The organism is Pseudomonas sp. FP198, from assembly GCF_030687895.1.
Taxonomy (GTDB): Bacteria; Pseudomonadota; Gammaproteobacteria; order Pseudomonadales; family Pseudomonadaceae; genus Aquipseudomonas.
Genome location: NZ_CP117452.1, coordinates 1,941,906 through 1,967,004, shown reverse-complemented (window position 1 = coordinate 1,967,004; position 25,099 = coordinate 1,941,906). Strand labels below are relative to the sequence as shown.

Here is a 25,099-nt window from a genome sequence, read left to right as displayed (position 1 = left end):
GCTCGCTCCCACAGGGGATGTGTGAACACCGATCCAATGTGGGAGCGAGCTTGCTCGCGATGAGGCCGGAACAGACAACACAGATGTCGAGGTGAATATGTACAACTGGATCAGCGCCCTCGCCGACCTGCAGACCCGCGGCGAACCCTGCGTGCTGGTGACGATCATCGAGGAGCTCGGCTCCACCCCGCGCAATGCCGGCTCGAAGATGGTCATCAGCGCCCGCCAGACATTCGACACCATTGGCGGCGGTCATCTGGAATACAAGGCGATGGAGATCGCCCGGCAAATGCTCGCCAGCGGCCAGCAGAACACCCATCTCGAGCGCTTCAGCCTCGGCGCCAGCCTGGGCCAGTGCTGCGGTGGCGTCACCGTGCTGCTGTTCGAACCCATGGGTCAGGTCCAGGCGCAGATTGCCGTGTTCGGTGCCGGTCATGTCGGCCGCGCCTTGGTTCCGCTGTTGGCGAGCCTGCCATGCCGGGTGCGCTGGATTGACTCGCGGGAAGCGGAATTCCCTGAGCAACTGCCCCACGGCGTGCATAAAATCGCGACTGAAGACCCGCTGGACGAAGTCGACGAACTGCCCGCCGGCAGCTACTGCATCGTCATGACCCACAACCATCAGCTCGATCTGGAACTGAGCGCCGCGATCCTCAAGCGCAACGATTTTGCCTACTTCGGCCTGATCGGCTCGAAGACCAAACGCGTCAAGTTCGAACATCGCCTGCGTGATCGCGGCTTCGACAGTGGTGCCCTGCAACGCATGCGCTGTCCGATGGGCATCGGCGAAGTCAAAGGCAAGTTGCCCGTGGAAATCGCCATCTCCATCGCCGGCGAAATCATCGCCACCTATAACGCGGATTTCGGCCAACACACCTCCCGCGCCGAACCCATTGCCAGGTTGCTGCCGGTTTCGCGCCGCAACCAGCGTTAATCCTTTTTGTCGAGAATTCCCATGCCCCTGACACGCAAAGCCTACCGCGCCGCCCTGCTCCACAGCCTCGCCGACCCGGCCGAAACCGGTATCGAGGCGTCCTATGAATATTTCGAGGACGGCCTGCTGGTGGTGGAAAATGGCCTGATCAGCGCCATCGGTCACGCCAGCGATTTGTTGCCGACCCTGCCGGCGGATATCGAGATCACGCACTACCAGGACGCCCTGATCACTCCCGGCTTCATCGACACCCATATCCATCTGCCGCAGACCGGCATGGTGGGCGCCTATGGCGAGCAACTGCTGGATTGGCTCAACACCTACACGTTCCCCTGCGAAAGCCAGTTCGCCGACCCGGCCCACGCCGAGGCGGTGGCGGACATTTTCGTCAAAGAACTGCTGCGCAACGGCACCACCACAGCCCTGGTATTCGGCAGTGTGCACCCGCAATCGGTGAACGCATTTTTTGAGGTTGCCGAGAAACTCGACCTGCGGATGATCGCCGGCAAGGTCATGATGGACCGCAACGCGCCGGACTACTTGGTCGACACCGCCGAATCCAGCTACACCGAGAGCAAGGCGCTGATCGAACGCTGGCATGGCAAGGGTCGCCTGCATTACGCCGTGACCCCGCGCTTCGCGCCGACCAGCACGCCGGAGCAGCTGACCCTGGCTGGCCAGTTACTCGGCGAATACCCGGACCTGTACATGCAGACGCACATCAGCGAGAACCTGCAGGAAGTGCAATGGGTCAAGGAGCTGTTCCCCGAGCGCAAGGGCTACCTGGACGTCTACGACCACTACCAATTGCTCGGTGAGCGCTCAGTGTTCGCCCATGGCGTGCATCTGTGCGACGAAGAATGCGCACGCCTGGCGCAAACCGGTTCGGCCATCGCGTTCTGCCCGACCTCGAACCTGTTCCTGGGCAGCGGCCTGTTCAACCTGCCAATGGCCGAGAAACATAAAGTCAACGTGGGCCTTGGCACCGACGTGGGTGGCGGGACCAGCTTTTCGCTGCTGCAAACCCTGAACGAAGCCTACAAGGTCATGCAGTTGCAAGGTGCGCGGCTGAGCCCGTTCAAATCGCTGTACCTGGCCACCCTCGGCGGCGCCCGGGCCTTGCGCCTGGAAGACCGGATCGGCACGTTGCAGCCGGGCACGGACGCAGACTTCCTGGTGCTGGACTACAACGCCACGCCGCTGTTGAGCTATCGCCTGAAGCAGGCCAAGGACATGGCCGAGCGGTTGTTCGTGCTGATGACGCTGGGGGATGACCGGGTGGTGGCGCAGACTTATGCGGCTGGCCGGTTGGTGCACCAGCGCTAACTTTCAGCGCCTGCCAGACCGCTTTCGCGAGCAGGCTCGCTCCCACCGGGTTGCCTGACCCTAGAAATCAGATTGGTCTCCAACTTTTTGGGGGCAGCCCAGGGTCAGTGTGAACACAAATCCGCTGTGGGAGCGAGCCTGCTCGCGAAGGGCGCGACTCGGCATCGCTGACTCAACTCGATCAGAGCTTGGCCGTCGACCGCCCCGGCTTCTTGCTCTGCAACAAATGCGAAAACACCGCATGCAAGTCATCCGAAGCACTTTCTTCGTCGAGATTGAGCTTGCTGTCGATGTGATCCATGTGATGCATCATCAGGTTCACCGCCAGGGCTGCGTCACGGGCCTCGATGGCGTCGATCAGCTGGGTGTGTTCGTCATAGGAACAGTGGGAACGGTTACCGCTTTCGTACTGGGCGATGATCAACGAGGTCTGTGATACCAGGCTGCGCTGGAAGCTGATCAGCGGCGCGTTTTTTGCCGCCTCGGCGAGCTTGAGGTGGAACTCGCCCGACAACCGGATGCCGGCGCCACGGTCGCCGCGAGAGAAACTGTCGCGCTCGTCGCTGACCATCTGCCGCAGCTCGGCAAGCTGTTCGGCGCTGGCGTGCTGTACCGCCAGCTCAGTGATTGCCTTCTCCACCATGCGCCGGGCAAAAAATACCTGGCGTGCCTCTTCGACACTCGGGCTGGCGACCACCGCACCGCGATTAGGGCGCAGCAGCACCACGCCTTCATGAGCCAGACGCGACAGCGCGCGACGAATGATGGTGCGACTCACCCCGAAAATCTCCCCAAGCGCCTCTTCGCTCAACTTCGTGCCAGGCGCCAGACGCTGTTCGAGGATGGCCTCGAAAATGTGCGCGTAGACAATATCGTCCTGGGTTCCGCTGCGGCCGGCTTTGCCTGCTCGCGGTTGTTTCTTGAGGGGTTGCAACTGTTCGTTCATGGGCACTCGAGTCGGGAGAACTGCGGCGATTTAACCGTGACTGTAATACGGCACAGCGGGTCGCTGGCAAGTATCGCGTAATAAACACGGCGATTGTACACAACCTCTGATGGCAACACGACTGTACGGCTCTTTGCGGGCATGGCTGTATTGCAATCGACAACTGCGTTGAGTTTAGGCTTGATCCGGCAATCCGTGGCTCCGCCAGTCCAGCCAAATCTACAACAAGGACAACCGCTCACCATGACCGAAATCAGTACCGCGCCACTGCGCCCCCTGGCCGATACCTCGCCCTCGGCCATCGTCGCCGGTTTCATCGCCATGATGACCGGCTACACCAGCTCACTGGTACTGATGTTCCAGGCTGGGCAGGCGGCTGGGCTGACCAGCGGGCAGATTTCATCATGGATCTGGGCCATCTCCATCGGCATGGCGGTGTGCTCCATCGGCTTGTCGCTGCGCTACCGCACGCCAATCACCATCGCCTGGTCAACACCCGGCGCAGCCTTGCTGATCACCAGCCTGGGCGGCGTGAGTTATGGCGAAGCCATCGGAGCGTACATCACCTGTGCGGTGCTGGTGACGATCTGTGGCCTGACCGGCAGCTTCGAGCGCCTGGTCAAGCGCATTCCGGCTTCGCTGGCGGCCGCGCTGCTGGCGGGCATCCTGTTCAAGATCGGCAGCGAGATATTTGTCGCCGCGCAACATCGCACCGGGCTGGTGCTGGGGATGTTCTTCACCTACCTGATCGTCAAGCGCCTGTCGCCGCGTTATGCGGTATTGGCCGCGCTGATGGTCGGCACTGCCTTGTCGGGCTTGCTCGGGCTTCTGGACTTCAGCGGTTTCGCCCTGGAAGTGGCGACACCGGTCTGGACCACGCCAGAATTTTCCCTGGGAGCCACCATCAGCATCGGCATCCCGCTTTTCGTGGTAGCGATGACCTCGCAAAACATGCCCGGCATCGCCGTGCTGCGCGCCGACGGCTACAACGTACCGGCCTCGCCATTGATCACCAGCACCGGCGTTGCGTCGCTGTTGCTGGCCCCATTTGGTTCCCATGGTATCAACCTCGCCGCCATCAGCGCGGCGATCTGCACCGGGCCACATGCCCATGAAGATCGCAACAAGCGCTACACGGCGGCCGTCTGGTGCGGGATTTTCTACGGCTTTGCCGGGGTGTTCGGCGCCACGCTGGCGGCGCTGTTCGCCGCGCTGCCCAAGGAGTTGGTGCTGTCAATCGCGGCATTGGCGCTGTTCGGCTCGATCATCAATGGCCTGAGCATCGCCATGAGCGAAGCGAAGGAACGGGAAGCGGCGTTGATTACCTTCATGGTCACGGCGTCGGGGTTGACGCTGTTTTCCATCGGCTCGGCGTTCTGGGGGATTGTCGCGGGGGTGGTGACCTTGCTCATCCTGAACTGGCGGAGCACCTGAATCTTGAAAGCTTCGCGAGCCTGCTCGCGAAAGCGGCCTGACGGACAACTATTACCCAACCGACAGGCACAAAAAAACCGGCACCCAAACGGGTTGCCGGTTTTTTTCAGACCATCAAGCCTTGTTGATCGGCTTTTCCGGATACCACACATCCATCAGCGGGCTGACTTCAACACTGGTCAGCTCAGGACGGGCCTCGAGCCAGGCTTCAACGGCAGCGCGCTGCTCTTCGGTCACCGAGCCACGCTTCTGCAGGCAGACCAGACCATAGTCGTCACCGCCGACATAGCCCAGGCCATTGGCTTCCATGGCTTCTTTCAGGAAAGCGTCGAGGAAAGCGTCAATAGCCTCATCGGCCAGATCTTCTTTGAAATCCAGGTTCAGTTCGAAACCCAGCTCTTGAAATTCATCCACGCACAGTTTTTTGCGCAGACGCTGGGAACGGTTAGTCGCCATTGGAACAATCCTCATAAGTAATAACGGCCGGCACTTTACCAGTTTGGTGCGTCGATTGCCCGACTGATCGGGCAAGTCCGCCTACCGCCGGTAAAAAAATACCGCTTCGCTGGGCTTGGGCACGGCACAAGCCGTTGCGCCTTGGGGCATAATGCCGACACTTTCATGACCGTTGAGGGCGTTCATTTTCATGTCCTCGTTCTTTTCCCCCTCGCCTGTAGGGTTTTATTTCACATGATCAAATCTTTGCGCCCATTGCTTCTGGCCAGCCTTCTTCCTTTGGCCCTGCCTGTCACCACCCAAGCCGCCACCATCAACACCGCCCTGTCGCCGAATGTGCAAAAGGCCCTGAAAAACAGCAAACTGCAAGACAACGCCCTGTCCCTGGTGATGGTGCCGCTCAACGGCCCCGGCACCCCGACGCTGTATAACGCCGACGTTTCGGTGAACCCGGCGTCCACCATGAAGCTGGTAACGACCTACGCAGCCCTGGAAATGCTCGGGCCGAACCATCAGTGGAAAACCGAGTTCTACACCGACGGCACCCTCAGCGGGGGCATTCTCAACGGCAACCTGTACCTCAAGGGCGGCGGCGATCCCAAGCTGAACATGGAAAAGCTCTGGCTGTTGATGCGTGACCTGCGGGCCAACGGCGTGCAGCAGATTACCGGCGACCTGGTGCTGGACCGCAGCTTCTTCATCCAGCCGCAGTTGCCCGAGTTCAACGACGATGGCAATGACGAAAACAAACCCTTCCTGGTCAAGCCCGATTCGCTGCTGGTCAACCTCAAGGCGCTGCGCTTCGTGGCCCGCAATGACGCTGGCCGGGTACTGATATCGGTCGAACCGCCCATCGCCAGCATCCGCATCGAGAACGTGGTCAAGGCCGCCAATTCCAAGCAATGCACCGGTGGCGTGCGCTACAACCCGGTGGCCCAGGCGGACGGCAGCATGACCGTGACCGTCAGCGGCCAACTCGGCGAGGGTTGCAGCTCCCAGACCTACCTGTCGCTGCTCGACCATGCCACCTACACCGCTGGCGCCGTACGAGCGATCTGGAAGGAGCTGGGCGGCAGCATCCAGGGCAGCGACCGCCTGGCCGCGACGCCGAAGAACGCCAAACTGCTGGCCCGGGCATTCTCGCCGGACCTGGCGGAGATCATCCGCGACATCAACAAATACAGTAACAACACCATGGCCCAGCAACTGTTCCTGAGCCTGGGCGCAGAGTTTCGCAACGAGGCCGACGGTGACGACGCCAAGGCTGCGCAGCGGGTGGTGCGCCAATGGCTGGCCAAGAAAGGCATTACCGCGCCGCACCTGGTGATGGAAAACGGCTCCGGCCTGTCCCGCGCCGAACGGGTCAGCGCCCGGGAGATGGCGGCGATGCTGCAAGCGGCATGGCGCAGCCCGTATGCGGCGGAATTCATCAGCTCGATGCCCATCGCCGGCACGGACGGCACCATGCGCAAACGCCTCAAGACCACCGCCATGGCCGGTGAAGCGCACGTCAAGACCGGTACGTTGAACACAGTCCGCGCCATTGCTGGCTACAGCCGCGACATCAACGGTAATACCTGGGCGGTCGTGGCGATCCTCAACGATCCGAAGCCATGGGGCGCCTCCTCCGTGCTGGACCAGGTGCTGCTGGACTTGTATCGCCAGCCGAAACTGCCGCAGACGGCGTCGGTGCTCTGAGCCAGCCCCGACACAAGGCCAGATGTGTCCCGGGGTGAAGTTGGCTATCCCAACTGCACCTCGACCCGATCGCGCCCGGCCTGCTTCGCCGCGTACACACCTGAGTCGGCCCGCAACAACAGCGCGTCGGCACCTTCGCCGAGGCGCCAGCTGGCGATGCCAAAACTGGCGGTGATGGTGCCGATGTCGTCGATCGGCGAACCCCGCAGGCCGTCCCATAACCCCAAGGCCAGGGTGTACGCATTTTCACTGTCCGTATCCGGGCAGAGCACCACGAACTCTTCACCGCCCAACCGGCAGAACACGTCGGTGCGGCGCAGCCGTTGGGTGATGCGCTGGCAGACCGCCTGCAACACCCGATCACCCACCGCATGGCCATGCTGGTCGTTGATACGCTTGAAGTGATCGATGTCGAGCATGATGACCGTCAGCTCGCCGGAGCCCCGTTCAACCCGGGCCATCTCCGAAGTCAGGCGCTCCTGGAAATACCGTCGGTTGCGAATGCCGGTCAAGGCGTCGGTGATGGACAGTGCCCGCAGTTCTTCTTCCACGCGCTTGAGGTCGGAGATGTCCGAGACATAGCCGTGCCACAACACACCGCCGCCAGGCAATTGCTCGGGCGTGGCCTCACCGCGTACCCAGCGCAGACCGCGCTGCGGCAGTTGCACCCGGTACTCTTCACGCCATGGGCTCAATGTGTCCGCCGAGATGCGGATCGAAGCCCGCACCCGCGCGCTGTCCAGCGGATGGATGCGCGAAAACACCGCTTCGGCGTGCCGTACCAGCACGTCAGGCTCCAGTTCGTAGATGTCGCGGATGCCGTCGCTGGCATAGATCACGCTGAACTCACCGGTAAAGTCCATCTTGAATTGATAGATGCCGCCGGGGACATGAGCGCTGAGTTTTTTCAACAGCAGGTCCCGTGCGGCCAAGGCTTCGTGGACGCGCTTGCGTTCGGTGACGTCGATGCAGATTGCCAGGTGCCCGACCCACAACCCTTGGTCGTCGAGCACGGGCGTGGCCAGCATGTTGACCGTCAGGTGGCTGCCGTCGCGGCGCACCAGGGTCCACTCCCGAGCCTGTTGGCCGCCCTGCTCACCGCCTTCGAGCAGCATCGCATGGCACGTCGGGATTGGCTTGCCGAAACGCACGGCCAGCTGTGCGGCCCGATGCTGCAGCTCACGCGGAACGTGAAGACTTTCCAGGGTCATGCTCTGCAGGACATCGCAACTGCGGTAGCCGAGCATCTGCTCGGCGCCGGCATTGAACGTGGTGATGACACCGCGCAGGTCGGTGGCGATGATCGCGACTTGCGTCGCGGCGTCGAGCACGCCCTTCAATTGGCCGTGGGTGCCGCGCAGTTCCGATTCCCGGGCATGCAGTTCCCGGGTGCGCTGTTCCACCAGCGCCAAGGCCCGCTGTCGCTGGCTGACCAACGTATACAGCAGGACGCTGAGCATCAGGCTGAGCAGCCCGCCCAGCACCGTGACGCTCACGACGCTGGAATGATTGTTCGACAGGAACGCGAGACTGGGCCGCAGCTCCACGCGGAAGTCATGATCGGCCAGGCGCAACATCCGGACTGCCGACAGCTCGCTTTTACCCGGTCGGTTGGATGTTTCGAACAGGACTTCCCAAGGAGTATCGTGGGAGGAATCAAGCACACGCATCGTCAGATTGTCATCCTCCGCCTCCGGCAGCCCATCGGCGACCAACTGGCGCATGCTGATGGCCGCCACCACGTAACCGAACGGCTCGCTGGCCAGCGGCTTGAGAACAGGCGCCGCCAGCATGACACCACGGGAAAAGGCCGGATCGCCCCCGGTCAGATCGATGGGCTCGGAAACCACCAGGGCGTTACGCTGACGGGCCCGTTCAAGCGTGACACGGCGCAGTGAGTGCGAAAGCAGATCCAGGCCCAGCGGCGCGCCATAGGATGGCTGGCTCTGGACGTATAGGAGCGGCACGTATTCATCCCGTTCAGCGGCCTCGCGCAGGGCTCCAGCCTCGTCTCGCTCACGAATGGTAAAGGTATTGGATAGTTCGGCTCGTGCCTGTTCCTCGAATGCCTGGCGCTCACTGCGCAGCACCCGAGGCGCCCATGCGAAGGCCCGGGTACGCCGCAAGAGTGCTTCGGTATAGCCGTGGAATTCGGCGCCAGACACTCCCGCGGAGTTGGCGAAGAAGCGCCTCAGACTGTCGAGACGTTGCTCCTGGTCCTGGAAACGCTCTTCGAGGCGGCTATAGCGTTCGTCGACGAGCAATTCGAAGCGCTGGCGCAATTGCTGGTTGAACTGCTTCAACGTGCCCCAGGCCAACAGACCGGTCAGCAGCAGGCCTGCCATCAGGACGACGCAAGCCACTAGCCATGCTGAAACATCTTCGCTGATAAAGCCCAGGATCCTGGGACGCACCTGATGTAATGCCATAAACATGACTCAGAAAGGACCAGGCATTGGTCCAGCCCCGGTCACACACTAAGTTATAGCTATTTGCCATTACTTTTGCCAGTCCCAAAAACGCCTGCAGGCCTTGAATTTCAAGGCCTGCATGGATCCAATCGACCGCCGGTCAGCGCGCCATGATTTTCCAGGCGCGGTGAATCTTGCTGTTTCGGGCAAAATCCGGGTCGATGGTCCCGGCGGTGATTTCCTCCACGGCGTAACGCTCGCCCAGGTTGGCTTCGAGCTGGAACTTGCGGAAGTTGTTGGAAAAATACAGCACGCCGCCCGGCGCCAGGCGCGCCATGGCCAGGTCCAACAGCTGGACGTGGTCGCGCTGCACGTCGAACACGCCTTCCATGCGCTTGGAGTTGGAGAACGTTGGCGGATCGATGAAGATCAGGTCGTACTCGTCGCGACTGGCTTCAAGCCAGGCCATGACATCGCCCTGCTCCAGGCGATTCTTGTCGGAAAAACCATTAAGTGACAGGTTGCGCCGCGCCCAGTCCAGATAGGTTTTAGACAAATCGACGCTGGTGGTGCTGCGCGCGCCACCCTTGGCGGCATGGACGCTGGCGGTCGCGGTGTAGCAGAACAGGTTGAGGAAGCGCTTGCCGGCGGCCTCTTTCTGGATCCGCAAGCGCATCGGCCGGTGATCGAGGAACAACCCGGTGTCGAGGTAGTCGGTGAGGTTGACCAGCAGCTTCACACCGCCCTCGTTGACCTCGGTGAACTTGCCCTGGGCGCTCTGGCGCTCGTACTGCCTGGTGCCGCTCTGGCGCTCGCGACGCTTGATGACGACGCGGCTCTTGTCGACATTCAAGGCTTGGGGAATGGCCGCCAGCGCATCGAACAACCGGGCCGAGGCCTTTTCCGGGTCGATGGACTTCGGCGCGACGTATTCCTGGACATGCACCCAATCGTGGTACAGGTCGATGGCCATGGAATATTCCGGCATGTCGGCATCATAGACCCGGTAGCAGTCGACGCCTTCACGCTTGGCCCACTTGCCCAGCAGCTTGAGATTTTTCTGCAGGCGATTGGCGAACATCTGCCCGCCTTCGCTCAACCGCGCCTGCTCGACCACAGGGGCTGGCGCCGGGGCCGGTTTGATCGGGTTGCCATTCTTGTTGTACTGGCGCTCTTGCGGTACTTCAGGGGTTTGATCGTAGACAGCCTGTTCACGCTCGGCCTGGCGTTGTTCCGGGGTGCGCCGCTCGCCAGTGACGAACTGATCCGGGAGCACCTTGATCAGCAGCAACTTGCACGGCAACGCGCCGTTCCAGAACGAATACTGCTTGTGGCTGCGAATACCCATGCGCTTGCCCAGGTCCGGCGCGCCAGTGAACACCGCGGCCTCCCAGTTGAGGCAGGCCTGGCGCAGGCGTTCACCGAGATTCTGGTACAGATAGAGCAGGCTGGCTTCGTCGCCCAGACGCTCGCCGTACGGCGGGTTGCAGATCACCAGGCCCTTCTGGTTCTGGTCCGGGCGCGGCTCGAAGGTGGCGACTTCGCCCTGATAGATCTTGATCCACTCGCTCAGACCCGCACGTTCGACGTTGTTGCGGCCCGGCTGGATCAGCCGTGGGTCAGCTTCGTAGCCGCGAATCCACAACGGTGGCTTGGCCAGCCCGGCGGCGGCGCGCTCGCTGGCTTCTTCGTGGAGTTTTTTCCATAACGCCGGCACGTGGCCGAGCCAGGCGGTAAAACCCCATTGCTGGCGACGCAGGTTCGGCGCCATGTCGGCGGCGATCATGCCGGCTTCCACCAGGAACGTGCCGACGCCGCACATCGGGTCGGCCAGCGCCCCGCCTTCGGCGGCAATGCGTGGCCAACCGGCGCGAATCAGGATCGCGGCGGCGAGGTTTTCCTTCAGCGGGGCGGCGCCCTGCTGCAAGCGATAGCCACGTTGGTGCAGGCTATGGCCCGAAAGGTCGAGGGACAGGATTGCTTCGCCACGGTCCAGGCGCAGGTGGATGCGCAGGTCCGGGTTGAGCTTGTCGATGGATGGCCGCTCGCCCGACGGCGTGCGCAGCTTGTCGACAATGGCATCCTTGACCTTCAAGGCGCCGAAATGCGTGTTGTCGATGCCCGAGCCGTGACCGCTGAACTCGACCGCCAAGGTACCATCGGCGAGCATGTGGTCTTGCCAGTCGACGTCCAGCACGCCGTGGTACAGGTCTTCCGCGTCTTTCATCGCGAAGCGCTTGAGCACCAGCAATACGCGGTTCGCCAGGCGCGACCACAGGCACAGGCGATAGGCCGTTTCCATGTCGGCGATGCCGCGAACGGCCGAGGTGTGCTCGCGCGCCTCTTCAAGGCCAAGCCCGACGGCTTCCTCGAGAAGCAGGCCTTCGAGGCCCTTGGGGCAGGTGAGGAAGAGTTCGAAACGATCGGACATGGATTCAGAGCCTTTGGCTAAGTGGGCCGGGCAACGCATTGCCGGGCCGGGTTCAATCAGGTGCTTTTCTCAAGAGCACCCGCGTGGCACGAACGTGTGCCGTTCCGTCCTCGCCGCTCAGGTTCAAAGAGCTTAGATGCGAGGACAGATAGAAAATTCTGTGCAACAAATTGTGTAAAGTTGTCCCTTTCGTCGAATAGTACCCGAGTGCAACGGGGGGACATTCTCATTCGACACCGGCGACCGCCCTTCGGCGCAGGGCTGATCATACAGGGGTCTGACGCAAAAGCGGGCGTCGAACGTGATGTTACTTATCGCACTAACATCTTTCTTGTTACGTGCTTATGACAAAACGATCATTCCATCCATGTGACGCTTTGGTTAGAACTCACCACAGGTTGACGTCGCAACGGCGTCAACACCCTTGGCTCGTCACGCCGGCAACGAGCCACCAACGGCAGAATGATTCTGCCCCGGCCTCGATAGAGGTCGACGCTAAGCAACAGTCAACAAGTGAGGGCAACACCCTATGAGAAGACTTAAGCGTGATCCGTTGGAAAGAGCATTTTTACGCGGTTACCAATATGGCGTTGGTGGTAAATCCCGTGAGCTTTGCCCCTTTACTCTACCGTCGGTACGTCAAGCCTGGATCAACGGCTGGCGAGAAGGACGCGGCGACAACTGGGACGGTATGACCGGCACTGCGGGTATCCACAGACTCAACGAACTTCACGCCGTCGGCTGACACAGGGCCTGATAATCAAAAACCCGACAATCTGACACTCACATCGATTTAACCACGCACGTCCCATCCGGGCGGCGGGCTACGGCCCAGAGGGCTCCCTTGAGGAGCCCTTTTTAATGGGCTTCCCAAAACCCCGTGGCGAGGGAGCTTGCTCCCGCTGGGTTGCGCAGCAGCCCCATAAAAGCTGACGGGTATCAGCCTGGCACACCGCGGTGATGGGTTTGGGACTGCTGCGCAGTCCAGCGGGAGCAAGCTCCCTCGCCACAGGGGGTCTGCTTCGCCTTCAAGAAAGGGTTAATCAACCCAACGCCGCAATCGCATCCACCGACTCGCGAATCAACGTCGGGCCTTTGTAGATGAATCCGGAATAAATCTGCACCAGGCTCGCCCCTGCCGTGATCTTCTCGGCGGCATGCCGGCCTTCGGTAATACCGCCCGCCGCGATGATCGGCAAGCGTCCCGCCAATTCGCCGGCCAGCACTTTCACCGTGTGGGTGCTCTTGTCGCGCACCGGAGCGCCGGACAGGCCGCCCGCCTCGTCACCATGCTCCAGGCCTTCCACACCTTCGCGGCCCAGCGTGGTGTTGGTGGCGATCACCGCATCCATGCCGGTCTCGATCAAGGCCTGGGCCACCTGGGCGGTTTCTTCGTCGCTCATGTCCGGGGCAATCTTGATGGCCAGCGGCACATGCCTGCCGTGCGTCACCGCCAGTTCCGCGCGACGTCGCGCCAGGTCGGCCAGCAGTTGCTTGAGCGAATCGCCGAACTGCAGGCTGCGCAGCCCTGGCGTGTTCGGCGAACTGACGTTGACGGTCACATAACTGGCGTGAGCGTAGACCTTGTCCAGGCAGATCAGGTAATCGTCGACGGCGCGCTCCACCGGCGTATCGAAGTTCTTGCCGATGTTGATCCCCAGCACACCCTTGTACTTGGCCGCGGCCACACGGGCCAGCAGATGATCCACGCCCAGGTTGTTGAAGCCCATGCGGTTGATGATCGCCTCGGCCTGCGGCAAACGGAACAGCCGTGGCTTGGGGTTACCCGGCTGCGGACGCGGCGTCACGGTGCCGATTTCAACGAAGCCGAACCCCAGCTGGGCAAACCCGTCGATGGCCGCGCCATTCTTGTCCAGGCCGGCGGCCAGGCCGACCGGGTTGGGAAATTCCAGGCCCATGACTGTCACCGGCAGTTTTGCCGGGGCCTTGCACAGCAACCCGTTGAGCCCCAAACGTCCACCCGCGCCGATCAGGTCCAGGGACAGATCATGGGAAGTTTCCGGGGAAAGTTTGAACAGCAGTTCACGGGCCAGGGTGTACATGGGCGGGTTTGACTCGATCAGAGAAATGAGTCGGCGATTATAGCCGGGCCGGAAGAGGCCAGGCGAGCAACCCAGTCAATAGAGCGCTATTTGATAGTCCAGTCCCCCAGAAGCGCTTGATGCTTGAACAGCCATAACAGCCACGCTCCCCTCACTCATGCAGGATGAAAAATGATCCCATCGACTCCAGGCTTGATTACTTCATCTTTCAACCGATCAGGCGTCAACGCGAACGGTCCGACTACCAACTCCACCAACAAGCTTCACACGACGATAGAAATGGGCGATTGCAACAGGGCCCACAGCGAGTTGCTCGAACACTTGAATGAGCCCGATCAGCGAATGGATCGACTGCGGATGGACAACATCGTCCCGATACTGACAGGCGTCAACGAGGAACTTGCCGATCTCATAGCGCAAAACATGGAGAATGCTCCGATCAGGGTCCAGGAGCTGGTTCTTGACATACAAGCGTTGATGCAGGGCGTGCCCGACCGAATGAAAGACCGGAGCGACTACGTCGTCCTGGATATCGAGAGTCCAGAGCTGTTCGATAACTCGATACACTCCGCAGAGCCCGAAACACTCATACAACGCGCCACGATCCTCATGGATTATCTCGGCGAGCAGTTGGGCAAACTGGCCAGGAACGAATTCGAAGGCGACCTTGGACGCTGGGCCAGCAACCTGACCATTTCCACGGTGCGCACCGGGCTGGTTACCGGCACCTTGACAGTGCTCAGGCAGCTCATCGGGTTCGCCGTTGAAAAAGCCCTGCAATCCAATGCCGCCTCGCCTCTGACTCGCAACGTTATCGGTGGGATAGCCCTGGCGATCGGCCCGGTACTGAACACCCTCGGCGCGATCAGGGACGAGTGCAACGGAACTGCAAATGCAGAAACACGCCTGGCTCGCCTCGCCACCTTCGCGCTGTCGCTAGCCGCTTTCGCTGCCGCGGTATCGGTACCCACCGTGCTGCCGGCATTGGCCTCCTTCGGCCCACAGATGGCTTTCTATACTTTTGCCCAGGACCTGGTGAACCTGTTTTGCCCGACCAAAGACAACACAACAGCCAACCCCAACGGCACGGCAGCCACCGGTGCGCTGAACGGCGCCCTTCAGTTCCTGTCCTTTACCGGCATGAACTACACCACACCGCATTCCGGACCCGGATACGTAATGGCGCAAAGTCGCGAGCCACTACCGCCCGAGACGGAAGGCCTGGCCTTTCAACTTGCATCCTGGGTGGAACAGCAGGCGGGTATGACTCTCGATGCCAATCTATCGGTCAAGGCCCGGGCCAACCAGATCGTCGAGTCCCTGGTTCCGGTATTGGGGCACGATGTATTGCGGGGTGTTTTCAACGCCGGCGCCGACGTCGCCGGACAAGTGTTTGGCGGTGAACTGACGCACTTCTTCCAGCCGAACGCTTCTGAACAAGGCTATCGGCTTGATCCCCTCGGCCTACGAACCCCTACAGCCGAGCAAGCACTTGATCAACTGCTGTCGACCAATGCGATACGGACCTCCACGGGCCAGACGGTTTATGGCATTTTGCTCTCGACGTCCCGATACTTTGCGACCCTGCCAATCCCGAAGGAGACGGTGGACCATATCGCCAATCTGATCATCGCGGCCGTATTTTTCGTTGCGCGCGGGAGTAGCGTGTACATCAACCAACGTTCAGCGTCGTGATATCGCCCTCCAGCGCAAAAGCGTCTGCGCCTGGCTTCTCGCTCAGGCGCATGGCATCTACCACTCGGTTTTCTCCCAAGCCTCATCCCCCAATGGCTGGAACACCTGCCCCATGAAGTCTTTGGTGAACAGATCCATCGAGAAAGCCAGGCCATTGGCGCTCTCGACTTCCGCATACAGGCGCGAGTCCTTCAGCCCTCCCTCCATCAATCGAACCAAGACCTGCTGAGTAACCTTGAGCAACTCCTTGGCGGTGGGGTACGCACGTGTTTCTCCATCTGCACCCAGTTGCGTGCGGATGAACTCGTAGATGGCTTTCCCCCCTTCCCCCTCCATCGCCAGCAGCCGTTGATACAGCTGCTCGAACTGCGGATCCGTAAACGCGCTGTCCACCGTCGTCTGGCGCGCGGCAAGCAGCCGCGATTCAAGCGTCTCGAGCGGCGGGCAGGCACTTGAATCCGGCACGCCGATGCCGGCACTTGCTTCAATTTTCAGGGTGGACCTCGGTTTTTTCAGAGAGTGGCGACTCCGCCGGACGCTCGGCGAAACTCGAACACAAGTCGAAGAGTGTCTGTCTCGATGCATGGTCCAGGGCGCGAACCGCTTCAGGCAGATTGGCGATGTTCGCCAACAACCGTGGCTCCAGCTGTTGTCGGGCGGTTTCGATGTTGAATTCCAGCAACTGATCCGCGAGCCGCAGCACATAGCGCTCTTGAGCGTGGTATTCCAGGCTCAGTCTGCCGGACCAGCGTTCACGCAAGTGTCCCAGCAGTTCGTTGCCTCGCGAACGGCAATGCAACGGCAGCAGCAAGTGCAGTACCGCGTCAGAATCGTCTGGTAGCTGTGCCTGAAGCCAACGCTCAAGCATTTCATCCAGCCAATGCGGGCTACTCAAAGCTTGCGAGAGCATCTCACCCGCCGCCCGGGCCAGGTCCTTGCGCAATTGGAACGCCAAGGTTTGCGCTTCAAGCAAAGCGTCGGCCAGATGCCCGGTCGCGCGCAGGATGCCCTCGGCATAGCCTTGCTGGAATGCCTTCGCGTGTACTGCCTCAACGTCGCGGTGTGCCTGCTCGATATACTCGCGCGCCCGACGCTGGGCCTCACCCTGCAAGGCGTGGCGGCGACGCGCAGCGACGATGTCCTCGCGCGCCAGGTACGCATCGCTGCTGGCAGGCAGGTCAGTCAGGGTTCGGATGGAATCGAGCATGCTGCACCGCCAGGAAAAAAAGAGCTGGGTCAGGTTTTGCGAGCGGCCATTGCCTGTGCAGGCGAACAACCGGCTCGGAGAATTGCAGGGGCAGGCGCTCCAGCAGATGGGGCGGAACCTGCTCGCACCAGCTGCTTAACGCGTTGAGGCCGGCGGCATCGACCTGCTCCACTGAAATCGGTGAGCCATCGAGCATCAGTGCGCCGCCACTACCGAAACCGTAGCAGGCAAACCGGCGGACCGGCTCCGCCAGGCGCAGCAGCGCCGCGCCGCGCGCGAGGTCCGGCATCAAGCGAGCGGCCCCGATCAACCTGGCGATATAGGGCAATTGTTGCCAATGACGAACCCATTGTTGCGCCACAGCCGTCAGCGGCGCCGACGCAACCCCCGGTCCCTGCAGCGCCAGCCCGTCCAGCACCATCCGATTGAGCAAGCTGCGCGCTTCGGGCCCATCGAACCCTGCCGGGACAACCAGCCGTTGCCGGTGCAGGTAAGCCAAAGGCTCGGCCAGGATCGCCTGCAGACATGCCTCGGACGACATCACCGCGCCCTGCGCCTGACGACTGGATAGGCCCAGGCCGCGCCACCGATAGTCAGTACAGCGGTTAGCCCGATCAGCCACCAAGGCCAGTTCGACCGACCTTGAGTGACAGCCATCGAAGGCGCGACATGCTGGATAGGGGCGCGCTTGGACAGTACCACCGAAATATTTTCGTAGCCGACCGCCGCAAAGCTGTTCTTGAGGAAACGCTTGATATCGGTAATCAGCAGTTGCGGTTCGACATCGCGCTCATGCAGGACCACCGCAGAAAGATGAATGGGCGGCGCCGCACGCCCGCCTTCCCCGGCATCCAGGTCGTAGCTGACGTGCACCCGCGCGGAAACCACACCTTCAAGTACGCCCAACGATTGTTCGATACGCTGCTCCAACGCTGAATACAGCCGGGCTTTTTCCGCCCGGGGCGAGGCTACCAGCGCATCTGCGGGAAACATCTCGGCTACCTGCAGGCGTGGTCGCGACGGTAACGAATAAAGGTTGAGCAGATCGACCGCGGCCGCGAAGTCGCGCTGATCGATCTTCACTGCATAACCGGTTTTTCCGCCATCGACTTTAACCGCCACGATGTTGTTGCGCTGCAGCACCGAAAGCACTTCGTTGGCTTGTTGCTGGTCCAGGCCTTCGAGCAGGCTGGGCTGTCGACATGCAGACAACGCCAGGCACAGCAGGATCAACCACACGCCCGGTTTCATGATGCACGCAAGAGGGTTTCAGCGGTGCCTACCGCTTTGCGTACCAGCACGTTGAGCAAGTTGATGTCGACGTTGTACTGGCCTGTCACTTCCTGCAAGCGTGCGAGCACTTCAGGGTCGGTAACATCGGCGTGCTGTGCCAGCCGATTGATCGCCGACACTTCCTGCTCGCTATTGACCGCCGAGCCGGCGAACGCCTCGATCAGTCGGGATTCAAGTGAAACGACCGGGACTTCTCCGGGGCTACGCAATTCGCTGAGAGATGACTGGGCGATGAGCGCAGGGGAAAGGTTCTGGATGGACATGGGTGCACCTGTGCAGGTGGCCATTGCCGCCGGGACAATGGCCAATGGAGAAGAGAACGCCTCAGCGCGCCGCCTGGATGATCGCCATGTCGATGTCCTTGAAGCCCTTGACCGTGTTGGTCTGGGCGTTTCGGAACACCGTGTACGACGAAAATGCGGCCTGGTAGGCGGCCAGCATTGAAGGATCGGAGGCATTCCCCTTCAGATCCTCAAGGGCTTTATCCAGAATTCTTTTGAGCTCCACGGCGCCAGACTCAAATGCCTGCGCTTGCTGACCAAGAAAATCATCGTGAAATTCAGGAACCCTTATGGGCAAGGTATCGCTCATTCGTCACCTACTGTGTTTGTCTGGGAAAAATGCCAGGACGAAGCACTCGTCTTGACGTAGCCCTGCGGGCCGGTTTGAAACGACTTGCCCTTGAGCGCGTCGTCCTTCAGCTCGACGGTGAAATGCACATGACGATTACCCCACTGCCGGTAAAACTCATCGACGAACCCGCGCGCGGCGGCCAGCTCGTAGTCCTGCAGGTTGCCTTCGACGGCGAACGTGACGCCGCCTTCGTGCTCGGTCCGCTCGAAACCCAATGCAAGCCGTTCCAGGCCACCTTGCGCCGCGTCGGCAAGCAGCGCGTCGTCCTGCATCTGCACCACGATGTCGCTGGCATACGGCGCCGCCGCGAGCAGCACTTCAAGTAGCCCTGCCTGCTTGTCCGGAGTGAGCACATTGCGTTGCGCGCTGAGCAGCAGACGCGGCACCGAGGGGTCCTTGAGATCGAGGAAATGCCAGGCCAGTTGCGGATCGTGATCGACCAACAATTGCTCCAATCGACGGCGCTCCTGATCGATCAGCAACACCTGACCGGCCAAAGTGTCGTGACGCGTCAGTACCTGCCGACTCCAGCCGGCATCGCGCTCGGAAGCGACAAAGACGTAGACCGAACCATCACGGCCGCGCAACACTTGCGCCTTCGTACTGGCCCCAGCGATCAATGCCTGGATATCCGCCTCGGGCGTCGGCTCCGGCAGCCCCCAGAAACCTGTGGCGATCACCGACACAAGCAGTGCCAACCCGCCACCAGCCCAGCGCATCGACGGCGCAGTCCAGCTTTCCAAAGCATCTGGGTGAATCGGCTCGCTGCCCGGCAGGGTGAAAAGTCCGGGAGCCCAGGACTGGTTTTCGGGACGCAAGGCAATTTCCAGGCCCCCCATCCAGCCCCGGACCTGGAAGGCACAGTGGCGTACCTCCACCGAATCGCCCAGCAGCCGCACCGGCGTGCCATCGGAAGTGGCCTGATCGGCCAATACCTCGAAATTGCATCCACCCTGTTCCAGCGGCACGTAGATCGTACTGACGGGAATGCTGGCGCAACGCGCTTCGTTCCCCAGCACCTGCGCAGGCCCGACCACAAACAAGGTCGAGCCTTCGCCCAGCGGGAACTCGGCACCCTGCAACGGACCGTTGAAGATCCGCAGGATATAGCGCTGTAGAACGGCGGCCGTCGGGACTGTCACTGTAGAAATTCCGGCGAGGCAAGTGAGCAGGCAGGGTAGGAAATCCGTCCGTGGGCTTCCTGATGGGATTCTGTCGATCGCTGCCCGCGCAGGATCAGAATTACCGACCCGCCGGGCCAAGGGGGCCGTCATTCCCGGGCTTGGGTGAGCTCTTGATAGCGCTGCCAGACCTTGCGCGCATAACGTATCCGCGCGGCCTGACGGTCGGGAGAGTTTCCCGCGTTGTAAGCGCCGACCGCCATCCAGTTATAACCGTAACGCTTGATGAACCCGGCGAGCACCGATGCGCCGACCTCCACCGACAGGCACGGTTCGGCCAGCAAACGTCGCTCGGTAATACCCCGGGCGCGCAATCGTTGCAGGTGGATGCTGTTGATCTGCATCAGGCCGATATCACGCGTGCCATTGCCATTGTGGTTGATTACATCGGAGCGCCGGGAGGATTCGACGTCGGCAATCGCTTGCAGCAATTCGGGCTCGATCGCATGCGCCTCGCCCGCCTTGCTCCAGCAGAAGGCGTGCGCCTGAGGCATGCTCACTATCAGGCTCAGGTAAAGCGGCCAACGAAACCAGCGAGCCCCGCGCCGGCTCATGCCAGACACCGCTCATGGACATGACGGCCGCCTCCCGGTTGCAGGTTCCGATACGCCCAGGCACCAACCGATTCGCCATCGCGCCCAAGCCCGATTCGAGCCTGTAAGGCTTGCGCCCGGACACCCCCTGGATCATGTTGCAGGCACTTGTCGATACTCCGCGCAGCCTGATCGCTGCGCTGCCAGGACCAGTGGTGCCAGGCATGGAAATAGTGGACATCCGCCTGGTCGACCGACAACAGGCAGCGCCGGAACAACACCTGGGCCGCCTGATCGCAGCCGCGCAGGCTGGTCAGCAGCGCCAGTCGCGTCAATGCCGGGATGCCGCAGGGATCCAGCGCCAATGCATGGGAAACTGCCGAATGCGCCTCTTCGATCGCCCGCTCCGGCTCGCCCAACCCGATCATCACCTGCCCCAGCCAGACATCCGCCACACCACACCAGGGCGGCGCATACCCGGCATCGAGCTTCAAGCAATGCCTGAACAACACCAGCGCATCACGCAGACTTTGCGCCGTGTGTTGCTGCAAGCAGCACAAGCCATTGAGATAGGCCATCGCCACCGGATAAGACCCACAACGATCACCCATGGGGCGCAAGCCGGGCACACGCTGGGCGACCAGACAAGTCAGCGCGCCCAGTGCCTCCCCTCGGTCGAGGGCGTCCAGCGTCTGCCCATGCAGCAGCGCCTGGTCACCGCCACGAATCAATTCGACCGACCAGTGTCGCTGTTCACCCAAGCCGATATGACGCCCGCTCAGGCAATAATCTGCCGACAGTCGCCCGGCCAGCGACCGTGAATCCGCCGATACCAGGGCGGACGCGATCAGCCCCGAGGGAATGACGTGCAGCGCCTCGCCGAATGCCGTGGTCAGTTGACGGATCATCAGGTCCTGCAGATCCAGCGCCGCCATGTCATCCAGGTGACGAAAAGGCAAAACCGCCAGCGACGGCACTATCACCCTCGCCTGGCTCGGCACATCGAGTTCAACCACGCAACCGGTGAATCGATAACCCTGGCCGTAAACCGTCGCAATGTAATCCTTGTCCTCCCTGAACAATTTGCGCAGTGCATAGATACAACGGGTCAATGACTCCTCCGCCGCATCCATTCGCGGCCAGACATGATCCAGCAGGTAATCCTTGTGGACGACCGTACCCGCCGACCGCAACAACAGGCGCAGCACCTGCAACTCTTTGGGTGGAACGTGAACTCCTTGTCCCTCTCGCATCAGCGTTCCATCGCTTTGCAATAACCAGCGGTCAAAAACATATGACTGAGCCGGTGTTTGATCAGTTGTACTGTCCATACGCAGGGATTTCTCTATAGAAAGTTACTGAAGCGCGATCGAGCCCGGGGTGTGATCAGGCTCGGGAGACGAGCTGCGTGACTATAGGAAGATGTTTGGGAGGAGTCCGTAGGATTTGGATGCTGTAGACGTAGGAAACCGCGACACGAATTGTAGGTTATGGCCAGAATCTAAAAAATCAATCACCTCAATCAGCAATCCAATATCTATAGAAACAAAGCTTTGTGTACATCTGCACGCCACGACATTGAATCTATCAAAATGGAACGAGCTCTGAGAACTCCAAGGCGCCACGCCTCAATTTTGATTCTAGGGTGTCGATTTAGCCAGCTCCTTGTTTAAACGCAAGATTACCCTCTCGACAATGCACGCCGCTACGTTATAAGACTCCGCGCTAGGATGGGACTGAATCCAACCATTGCTCTTGAACTTAACCATCAAATCTTCAAGGCTCATCCGCTCTCCTTCAAACTCAACAGCCACAGTACGTTCTCTTTCAAAAATCTTCTCCAGGGTTCTAACACGACTATCATTCCAGTAAGCGTTCGGTACATCAGAAGCACCTTCAAGCTCCTTCTTTACTATCCTCTCCGCCAGCAGCACCGAGTTCTTTTTATCCTGAATCAATCCTAACTTTTGCCCCATCAACATGTCCTCTCCTCCCGCCACCATATAGGGTGGATACATACCGTCATCCCACTTCATACGAAAAGGCGCCTTGATGGATACAAATTGCTGCGCTGGCGAATTGAAATCAGACAGCTCAGGAGCCCCGGTATTTGAAAAGGTCGGGGAGACTGTTGGCGTGTAGGGTAACCGACACCGTAACCCACAACCGGCTTTTCTGTCAGCTGATGCAGTTGTTCTATATTTTTCCGAACCTGTGGGTTTGTGGGACGTGTCTGCTCAGTTTTTACAACATCCTGATCGACCATGACAATTCTGTTCGGGCTATACGGCAATGTATCGGCAAAGGCCAGCGCAGAGGCTCTTGCAGCGCCAAACCCGGTAAGTTCTCCACCGTCCCATCCAACCAGGTGCAGGTTAGAATTTTCTGCAAGCGTTTCCTTCATGGCAGAAGCGTAGCTTGGATAATCCATTTTATGCACAAGCAAATAAACCGGCTCAGCACGATCAAGATCGCTGCTCATATTTTTTGGGTGCCATACCAAACTGTAATCTTTACTCAGTTCAGCTGCCAATTTATTCGCACTTCCGCCGCTGATTACAATTGTCGGAACCGTCCCGCTGTGTAAATGAGGCTGGTGTAACTGAGGGCCCCGCAGAAATGAAAACCAGCCACCGTCACCCGGCATCGCGCGTTCCATGGACAATTCTCGACATGTTTTGATTCGGTTGTCCAAAATGGCCTGCATGCTTTCCAGTACATCCGGATCAGCTGCCTCATTGACGATCACCGGCGAGTACTTACAAGCCAATCTCGTTTCTGGGTTCACCCAGTCTGGATTGAGCTGCATCTGGATAGGCTGGCTCGCAGCCGAGCTGAACGGAGTATCGAATACGTCTATCGTGTTCCCTACTCTCGAGTCGCCTATCCCGCTAACCATCAACCGCCCCGCTAAAACAACACGCTGCTCCGTAATCACTGCAATCATTTCACGTCGGAACCCAGCAGCTTGTTGTTCGCTGATATTTTCCACCGCAACGCCCATTTTAATGGCGAGCATCAATTTAAAAAACGATTCGTCCCCTGAGGCCTCCCAATGTCCTCCACATCCCTCTGCCACGTAGTCGCCTTTACCGTCGTGGCTTACTTCGACAGTCCGCATCAGTACGTTGCTAATGATATCCGGACTTATCGGGCATCCCTCCCTACCCTGGTGGAACGCGATATGGGGCTCTTCACTGGCATCGTATTTCCAAGCTAAAACGAGGTCACTCGACCAGCAGTCATTATTGACAATTGCCAAGCTCAAGACTTCAAGCGACTCGCCATTTAATCGGGAAGATAAATTTTGATTAAGCCTTTGGATGACGGCATCTACTCGCCTCAACATTGAATCAGATGCGTCATGCATGAATACAGAAAACCCTGATGTGCATTCGCCTCTAACAGCCCTGCTTTCTTCAAATCTCGAGCACGCCGCACGATCAAAAGTATTAACATTTGGAACGGAATGACTTCTAACAAGCATGGCCATTCCCTGCTCTGATTACCGCTCCGCTTACGGAGCAAGCAACGTCCATCACTGTCGCCCATTGCTCAACATCAAGCGCTGACAACTCGATACAAAAAATCGAATTCAACAACAGCGTTATCTCAACCATGCCCATCGAGTCCATGTATAAATCCTCAACCAGTCGGGACGCCCGATTAACGCTCAGCCCGTCACCCGATAGATAGTCGGACAACGCCTCCACCACTTGCCGCTCCACTTCGCACCCAGAGACCATCTCGCCCCACCACACTTACTATTAAAAAACCAAATCACACCAAAAACCATTTTTATGGAGCTCGCACTCGCACTATAAAAAATAACAGCCAGGCAAAGTGATTTTTCTAAAAACTCAACATCGCCTTCAACATATCCGCAAACTGATTCAAATGCGCCGACAACGTCTTGTTGAAATTATCGTGATATGAGTTGGCGTTCGAATATTTCTGCGTCAAGGACTGCAGCATGTTTTTCATGCGTTCTTCCTGGGCGTTGAAGCCGGTTTGCCAGGCGTTGAACCTGGCGGTGTCCCACGTTACGGTGCCGCTGGACGGCAAACTGCCGGTCATACTCCAAAGCGGGCCTGTATCAATGACGACGCACCAGGTGCCATCGGCATTTTCCTTCAGACATTGCGGGGGCAGGCCCAGCGCCTTAAGCCACTTCTCTGCCTCTTGCTTGCTGGCTCCTTCATCACCTGGTTTCGGAAAAAGAACCGAGGCAGACTCCGGATGGGTGTACTTGGCGATAAGCTCAGTCAATGCGGCGTGCAATGCGCCCGCATTCAACTTGACCTCCTTCCCGTCGTTCGCCCCTTCGACCCAATCCTTCATCATCGCAGTGATTTTCGAGTTGAACTCGGCGAAAAAGTCCGAGTAGGCCTTGATGATATGTTCATAGCCGGCAAGGTAGCCGTTCTTGATCAGGTCGATCAGGTCACGCAATTTCTTGAAGAAGTCCTCGGGCTCCTCGGTATTGAACGCACCGATTTCCGGCGGGGTCCGCTGTTCGTAAAGGTTGTTCAGAATCTTGTCCTGCTTGTCTGCCAGTTGCTTAAGCTGTCCCCGCTCAGGGGCGCCGCCTGGATGCTGTAGGTCATCACGGCGAAACATTGCTGCAGTTGCTGCGCCCACATTTCGTAGCGCGCCCCCTTGGCCTGCCCGGTCGAGCCGTCGAACGCGCGGTCGAGATGTCGATCGAGTTTTTTTACCGAGCGTTCCAACTGGTCCGCCAGATCAAATCCAGGCCTGACGGCGGCGGGCATTTCGGGGGGTGTCGGTGGCGAGGCTGCGGTGTTCGGTTCGGTGAGTCGGTGGTTGGTTGGGGTGAACCCTTGAATGATCATCTGAT

Annotated in this window: 23 protein-coding genes and 1 pseudogene; 6 read left to right on the top strand and 18 right to left on the bottom strand. The window is 59.9% G+C overall.

The features are described 5' to 3' along the window. Nucleotides 1-97 precede the first annotated feature (97 nt). Together xdhC and guaD are read left to right on the top strand one after the other, a co-directional pair. Nucleotides 98-934: a xanthine dehydrogenase accessory protein XdhC gene (gene xdhC, locus PSH78_RS09185; RefSeq protein WP_305499920.1), complete on the top strand. Its 837-nt coding sequence runs from the start codon at nucleotides 98-100 to the stop codon at nucleotides 932-934. Between the two features lie 21 nt (nucleotides 935-955). Further along, entirely contained in the window at nucleotides 956-2,260 is a 1,305-nt protein-coding gene (gene guaD, locus PSH78_RS09180) for a guanine deaminase (RefSeq protein ID WP_305499919.1), read from the top strand. Nucleotides 2,261-2,441: 181 nt separating this feature from the next. On the opposite strand, the gene PSH78_RS09175 is transcribed toward guaD, so the two are convergent. Beyond that, the gene (locus PSH78_RS09175) at nucleotides 2,442-3,206 is read right to left on the bottom strand and encodes a GntR family transcriptional regulator (protein ID WP_305499918.1); all 765 of its coding nucleotides are present in this window, start codon (nucleotides 3,204-3,206) and stop codon (nucleotides 2,442-2,444) included. 243 nt (nucleotides 3,207-3,449) lie between these two features. On the opposite strand from PSH78_RS09175, the gene PSH78_RS09170 reads away from it, so the two are divergent. After that, nucleotides 3,450-4,640 (top strand): benzoate/H(+) symporter BenE family transporter, encoded by a 1,191-nt coding sequence (locus tag PSH78_RS09170; RefSeq protein ID WP_305499917.1) that lies wholly within the window; start codon nucleotides 3,450-3,452, stop codon nucleotides 4,638-4,640. Between the two features lie 114 nt (nucleotides 4,641-4,754). Here PSH78_RS09170 and PSH78_RS09165 read toward each other — a convergent pair whose 3' ends face one another. Continuing rightward, complete coding sequence (locus tag PSH78_RS09165; RefSeq protein WP_305499915.1) at nucleotides 4,755-5,096, bottom strand: YggL family protein; 342 nt, start codon at nucleotides 5,094-5,096, stop codon at nucleotides 4,755-4,757. A 234-nt stretch (nucleotides 5,097-5,330) separates the two neighbouring features. Here PSH78_RS09165 and dacB point away from each other — a divergent pair, with 234 nt between their 5' ends. Next, nucleotides 5,331-6,794 carry a D-alanyl-D-alanine carboxypeptidase/D-alanyl-D-alanine-endopeptidase gene (gene dacB, locus PSH78_RS09160; protein ID WP_305499913.1) on the top strand — a complete coding sequence of 488 codons (1,464 nt, stop codon included), beginning with the start codon at nucleotides 5,331-5,333 and terminating at the stop codon, nucleotides 6,792-6,794. A 44-nt stretch (nucleotides 6,795-6,838) separates the two neighbouring features. On the opposite strand, the gene PSH78_RS09155 is transcribed toward dacB, so the two are convergent. Both PSH78_RS09155 and rlmKL read right to left on the bottom strand, forming a co-directional pair. Next, the gene (locus PSH78_RS09155) at nucleotides 6,839-9,223 is read right to left on the bottom strand and encodes a GGDEF domain-containing protein (protein ID WP_305499911.1); all 2,385 of its coding nucleotides are present in this window, start codon (nucleotides 9,221-9,223) and stop codon (nucleotides 6,839-6,841) included. A gap of 142 nt (nucleotides 9,224-9,365) precedes the next feature. Continuing rightward, on the bottom strand, nucleotides 9,366-11,636 hold the full coding sequence (gene rlmKL, locus PSH78_RS09150; protein ID WP_305499909.1) for a bifunctional 23S rRNA (guanine(2069)-N(7))-methyltransferase RlmK/23S rRNA (guanine(2445)-N(2))-methyltransferase RlmL: 2,271 nt from the start codon (nucleotides 11,634-11,636) through the stop codon (nucleotides 9,366-9,368). Nucleotides 11,637-12,165: 529 nt separating this feature from the next. Here rlmKL and rmf point away from each other — a divergent pair. Continuing rightward, complete coding sequence (gene rmf, locus PSH78_RS09145) at nucleotides 12,166-12,381, top strand: ribosome modulation factor (protein WP_003223300.1); 216 nt, start codon at nucleotides 12,166-12,168, stop codon at nucleotides 12,379-12,381. Between the two features lie 298 nt (nucleotides 12,382-12,679). Here rmf and PSH78_RS09140 read toward each other — a convergent pair whose 3' ends face one another. Then, nucleotides 12,680-13,699, bottom strand: a complete 1,020-nt coding sequence (locus tag PSH78_RS09140) for a quinone-dependent dihydroorotate dehydrogenase (protein ID WP_305499907.1) — start codon at nucleotides 13,697-13,699, stop codon at nucleotides 12,680-12,682. A 357-nt stretch (nucleotides 13,700-14,056) separates the two neighbouring features. Here PSH78_RS09140 and PSH78_RS09135 point away from each other — a divergent pair, with 357 nt between their 5' ends. Then, nucleotides 14,057-15,394: a hypothetical protein gene (locus tag PSH78_RS09135; protein ID WP_305499906.1), complete on the top strand. Its 1,338-nt coding sequence runs from the start codon at nucleotides 14,057-14,059 to the stop codon at nucleotides 15,392-15,394. Nucleotides 15,395-15,451: 57 nt separating this feature from the next. Here the strand turns inward: PSH78_RS09135 and PSH78_RS09130 are convergent, their stop codons facing one another. The 13 genes and pseudogenes from PSH78_RS09130 to PSH78_RS09070 all read right to left on the bottom strand — a co-directional run bounded on the left by PSH78_RS09130 (nucleotide 15,452) and on the right by PSH78_RS09070 (nucleotide 25,094). Then, nucleotides 15,452-15,859 (bottom strand): hypothetical protein, encoded by a 408-nt coding sequence (locus PSH78_RS09130; protein ID WP_305499904.1) that lies wholly within the window; start codon nucleotides 15,857-15,859, stop codon nucleotides 15,452-15,454. Between the two features lie 19 nt (nucleotides 15,860-15,878). Then, a complete protein-coding gene (locus PSH78_RS09125; protein ID WP_305499902.1) occupies nucleotides 15,879-16,601 on the bottom strand; it encodes an oxygen-regulated invasion protein OrgB in 723 nt (240 codons plus the stop codon). Further along, nucleotides 16,573-17,142 carry a secretion system protein gene (locus tag PSH78_RS09120; RefSeq protein ID WP_305499900.1) on the bottom strand — a complete coding sequence of 190 codons (570 nt, stop codon included), beginning with the start codon at nucleotides 17,140-17,142 and terminating at the stop codon, nucleotides 16,573-16,575. The genes PSH78_RS09125 and PSH78_RS09120 overlap by 29 nt, the downstream gene beginning before the upstream one ends. Further along, nucleotides 17,132-17,852, bottom strand: a pseudogene (locus tag PSH78_RS09115) (EscJ/YscJ/HrcJ family type III secretion inner membrane ring protein); the annotation flags it as partial. The pseudogene PSH78_RS09115 and the gene PSH78_RS09120, both read right to left, overlap by 11 nt. Beyond that, nucleotides 17,849-18,157, bottom strand: coding sequence for a type III secretion system inner rod subunit SctI (gene sctI, locus PSH78_RS09110; protein WP_305499896.1), 309 nt, complete (start codon nucleotides 18,155-18,157; stop codon nucleotides 17,849-17,851). The gene sctI and the pseudogene PSH78_RS09115, both read right to left, overlap by 4 nt. A gap of 61 nt (nucleotides 18,158-18,218) precedes the next feature. Beyond that, nucleotides 18,219-18,485: a type III secretion system needle filament subunit SctF gene (gene sctF / locus PSH78_RS09105; protein WP_305499895.1), complete on the bottom strand. Its 267-nt coding sequence runs from the start codon at nucleotides 18,483-18,485 to the stop codon at nucleotides 18,219-18,221. Beyond that, the gene (locus tag PSH78_RS09100) at nucleotides 18,482-19,669 is read right to left on the bottom strand and encodes a PrgH/EprH family type III secretion apparatus protein (RefSeq protein ID WP_305499893.1); all 1,188 of its coding nucleotides are present in this window, start codon (nucleotides 19,667-19,669) and stop codon (nucleotides 18,482-18,484) included. Before PSH78_RS09100 ends, sctF begins: the two co-directional genes overlap by 4 nt. A gap of 128 nt (nucleotides 19,670-19,797) precedes the next feature. Then, entirely contained in the window at nucleotides 19,798-20,202 is a 405-nt protein-coding gene (locus PSH78_RS09095) for a transglycosylase SLT domain-containing protein (RefSeq protein WP_370871081.1), read from the bottom strand. A 56-nt stretch (nucleotides 20,203-20,258) separates the two neighbouring features. After that, complete coding sequence (locus PSH78_RS09090) at nucleotides 20,259-21,494, bottom strand: winged helix-turn-helix domain-containing protein (protein ID WP_305499890.1); 1,236 nt, start codon at nucleotides 21,492-21,494, stop codon at nucleotides 20,259-20,261. A 387-nt stretch (nucleotides 21,495-21,881) separates the two neighbouring features. Further along, nucleotides 21,882-22,277, bottom strand: a complete 396-nt coding sequence (locus PSH78_RS09085) for a hypothetical protein (protein WP_305499888.1) — start codon at nucleotides 22,275-22,277, stop codon at nucleotides 21,882-21,884. Beyond that, a complete protein-coding gene (locus tag PSH78_RS09080) occupies nucleotides 22,274-23,611 on the bottom strand; it encodes a hypothetical protein (RefSeq protein WP_305499887.1) in 1,338 nt (445 codons plus the stop codon). The genes PSH78_RS09085 and PSH78_RS09080 overlap by 4 nt, the downstream gene beginning before the upstream one ends. Before the next feature lie 482 nt (nucleotides 23,612-24,093). Further along, on the bottom strand, nucleotides 24,094-24,861 hold the full coding sequence (locus PSH78_RS09075; RefSeq protein ID WP_305499886.1) for an IpaD/SipD/SspD family type III secretion system needle tip protein: 768 nt from the start codon (nucleotides 24,859-24,861) through the stop codon (nucleotides 24,094-24,096). Continuing rightward, nucleotides 24,771-25,094 carry a hypothetical protein gene (locus PSH78_RS09070; RefSeq protein WP_305499885.1) on the bottom strand — a complete coding sequence of 108 codons (324 nt, stop codon included), beginning with the start codon at nucleotides 25,092-25,094 and terminating at the stop codon, nucleotides 24,771-24,773. The genes PSH78_RS09075 and PSH78_RS09070 overlap by 91 nt, the downstream gene beginning before the upstream one ends. Between the last annotated feature and the right edge of the window lie 5 nt (nucleotides 25,095-25,099).

Coding starts and splice junctions, on each gene's coding strand:
- xdhC (WP_305499920.1), top strand. CDS start 98: ATGTACAACTGGATCAGCGCCCTCGCCGACCTGCAGACCCGCGGCGAA.
- guaD (WP_305499919.1), top strand. CDS start 956: ATGCCCCTGACACGCAAAGCCTACCGCGCCGCCCTGCTCCACAGCCTC.
- PSH78_RS09175 (WP_305499918.1), bottom strand. CDS start 3,206: ATGAACGAACAGTTGCAACCCCTCAAGAAACAACCGCGAGCAGGCAAA.
- PSH78_RS09170 (WP_305499917.1), top strand. CDS start 3,450: ATGACCGAAATCAGTACCGCGCCACTGCGCCCCCTGGCCGATACCTCG.
- PSH78_RS09165 (WP_305499915.1), bottom strand. CDS start 5,096: ATGGCGACTAACCGTTCCCAGCGTCTGCGCAAAAAACTGTGCGTGGAT.
- dacB (WP_305499913.1), top strand. CDS start 5,331: ATGATCAAATCTTTGCGCCCATTGCTTCTGGCCAGCCTTCTTCCTTTG.
- PSH78_RS09155 (WP_305499911.1), bottom strand. CDS start 9,223: ATGGCATTACATCAGGTGCGTCCCAGGATCCTGGGCTTTATCAGCGAA.
- rlmKL (WP_305499909.1), bottom strand. CDS start 11,636: ATGTCCGATCGTTTCGAACTCTTCCTCACCTGCCCCAAGGGCCTCGAA.
- rmf (WP_003223300.1), top strand. CDS start 12,166: ATGAGAAGACTTAAGCGTGATCCGTTGGAAAGAGCATTTTTACGCGGT.
- PSH78_RS09140 (WP_305499907.1), bottom strand. CDS start 13,699: ATGTACACCCTGGCCCGTGAACTGCTGTTCAAACTTTCCCCGGAAACT.
- PSH78_RS09135 (WP_305499906.1), top strand. CDS start 14,057: ATGGACAACATCGTCCCGATACTGACAGGCGTCAACGAGGAACTTGCC.
- PSH78_RS09125 (WP_305499902.1), bottom strand. CDS start 16,601: ATGCTCGATTCCATCCGAACCCTGACTGACCTGCCTGCCAGCAGCGAT.
- PSH78_RS09120 (WP_305499900.1), bottom strand. CDS start 17,142: ATGTCGTCCGAGGCATGTCTGCAGGCGATCCTGGCCGAGCCTTTGGCT.
- sctI (WP_305499896.1), bottom strand. CDS start 18,157: ATGTCCATCCAGAACCTTTCCCCTGCGCTCATCGCCCAGTCATCTCTC.
- sctF (WP_305499895.1), bottom strand. CDS start 18,485: ATGAGCGATACCTTGCCCATAAGGGTTCCTGAATTTCACGATGATTTT.
- PSH78_RS09095 (WP_370871081.1), bottom strand. CDS start 20,202: ATGCCTCAGGCGCACGCCTTCTGCTGGAGCAAGGCGGGCGAGGCGCAT.
- PSH78_RS09090 (WP_305499890.1), bottom strand. CDS start 21,494: ATGCGAGAGGGACAAGGAGTTCACGTTCCACCCAAAGAGTTGCAGGTG.
- PSH78_RS09085 (WP_305499888.1), bottom strand. CDS start 22,277: ATGAAGTGGGATGACGGTATGTATCCACCCTATATGGTGGCGGGAGGA.
- PSH78_RS09080 (WP_305499887.1), bottom strand. CDS start 23,611: ATGCATGACGCATCTGATTCAATGTTGAGGCGAGTAGATGCCGTCATC.
- PSH78_RS09075 (WP_305499886.1), bottom strand. CDS start 24,861: ATGTTTCGCCGTGATGACCTACAGCATCCAGGCGGCGCCCCTGAGCGG.
- PSH78_RS09070 (WP_305499885.1), bottom strand. CDS start 25,094: ATGATCATTCAAGGGTTCACCCCAACCAACCACCGACTCACCGAACCG.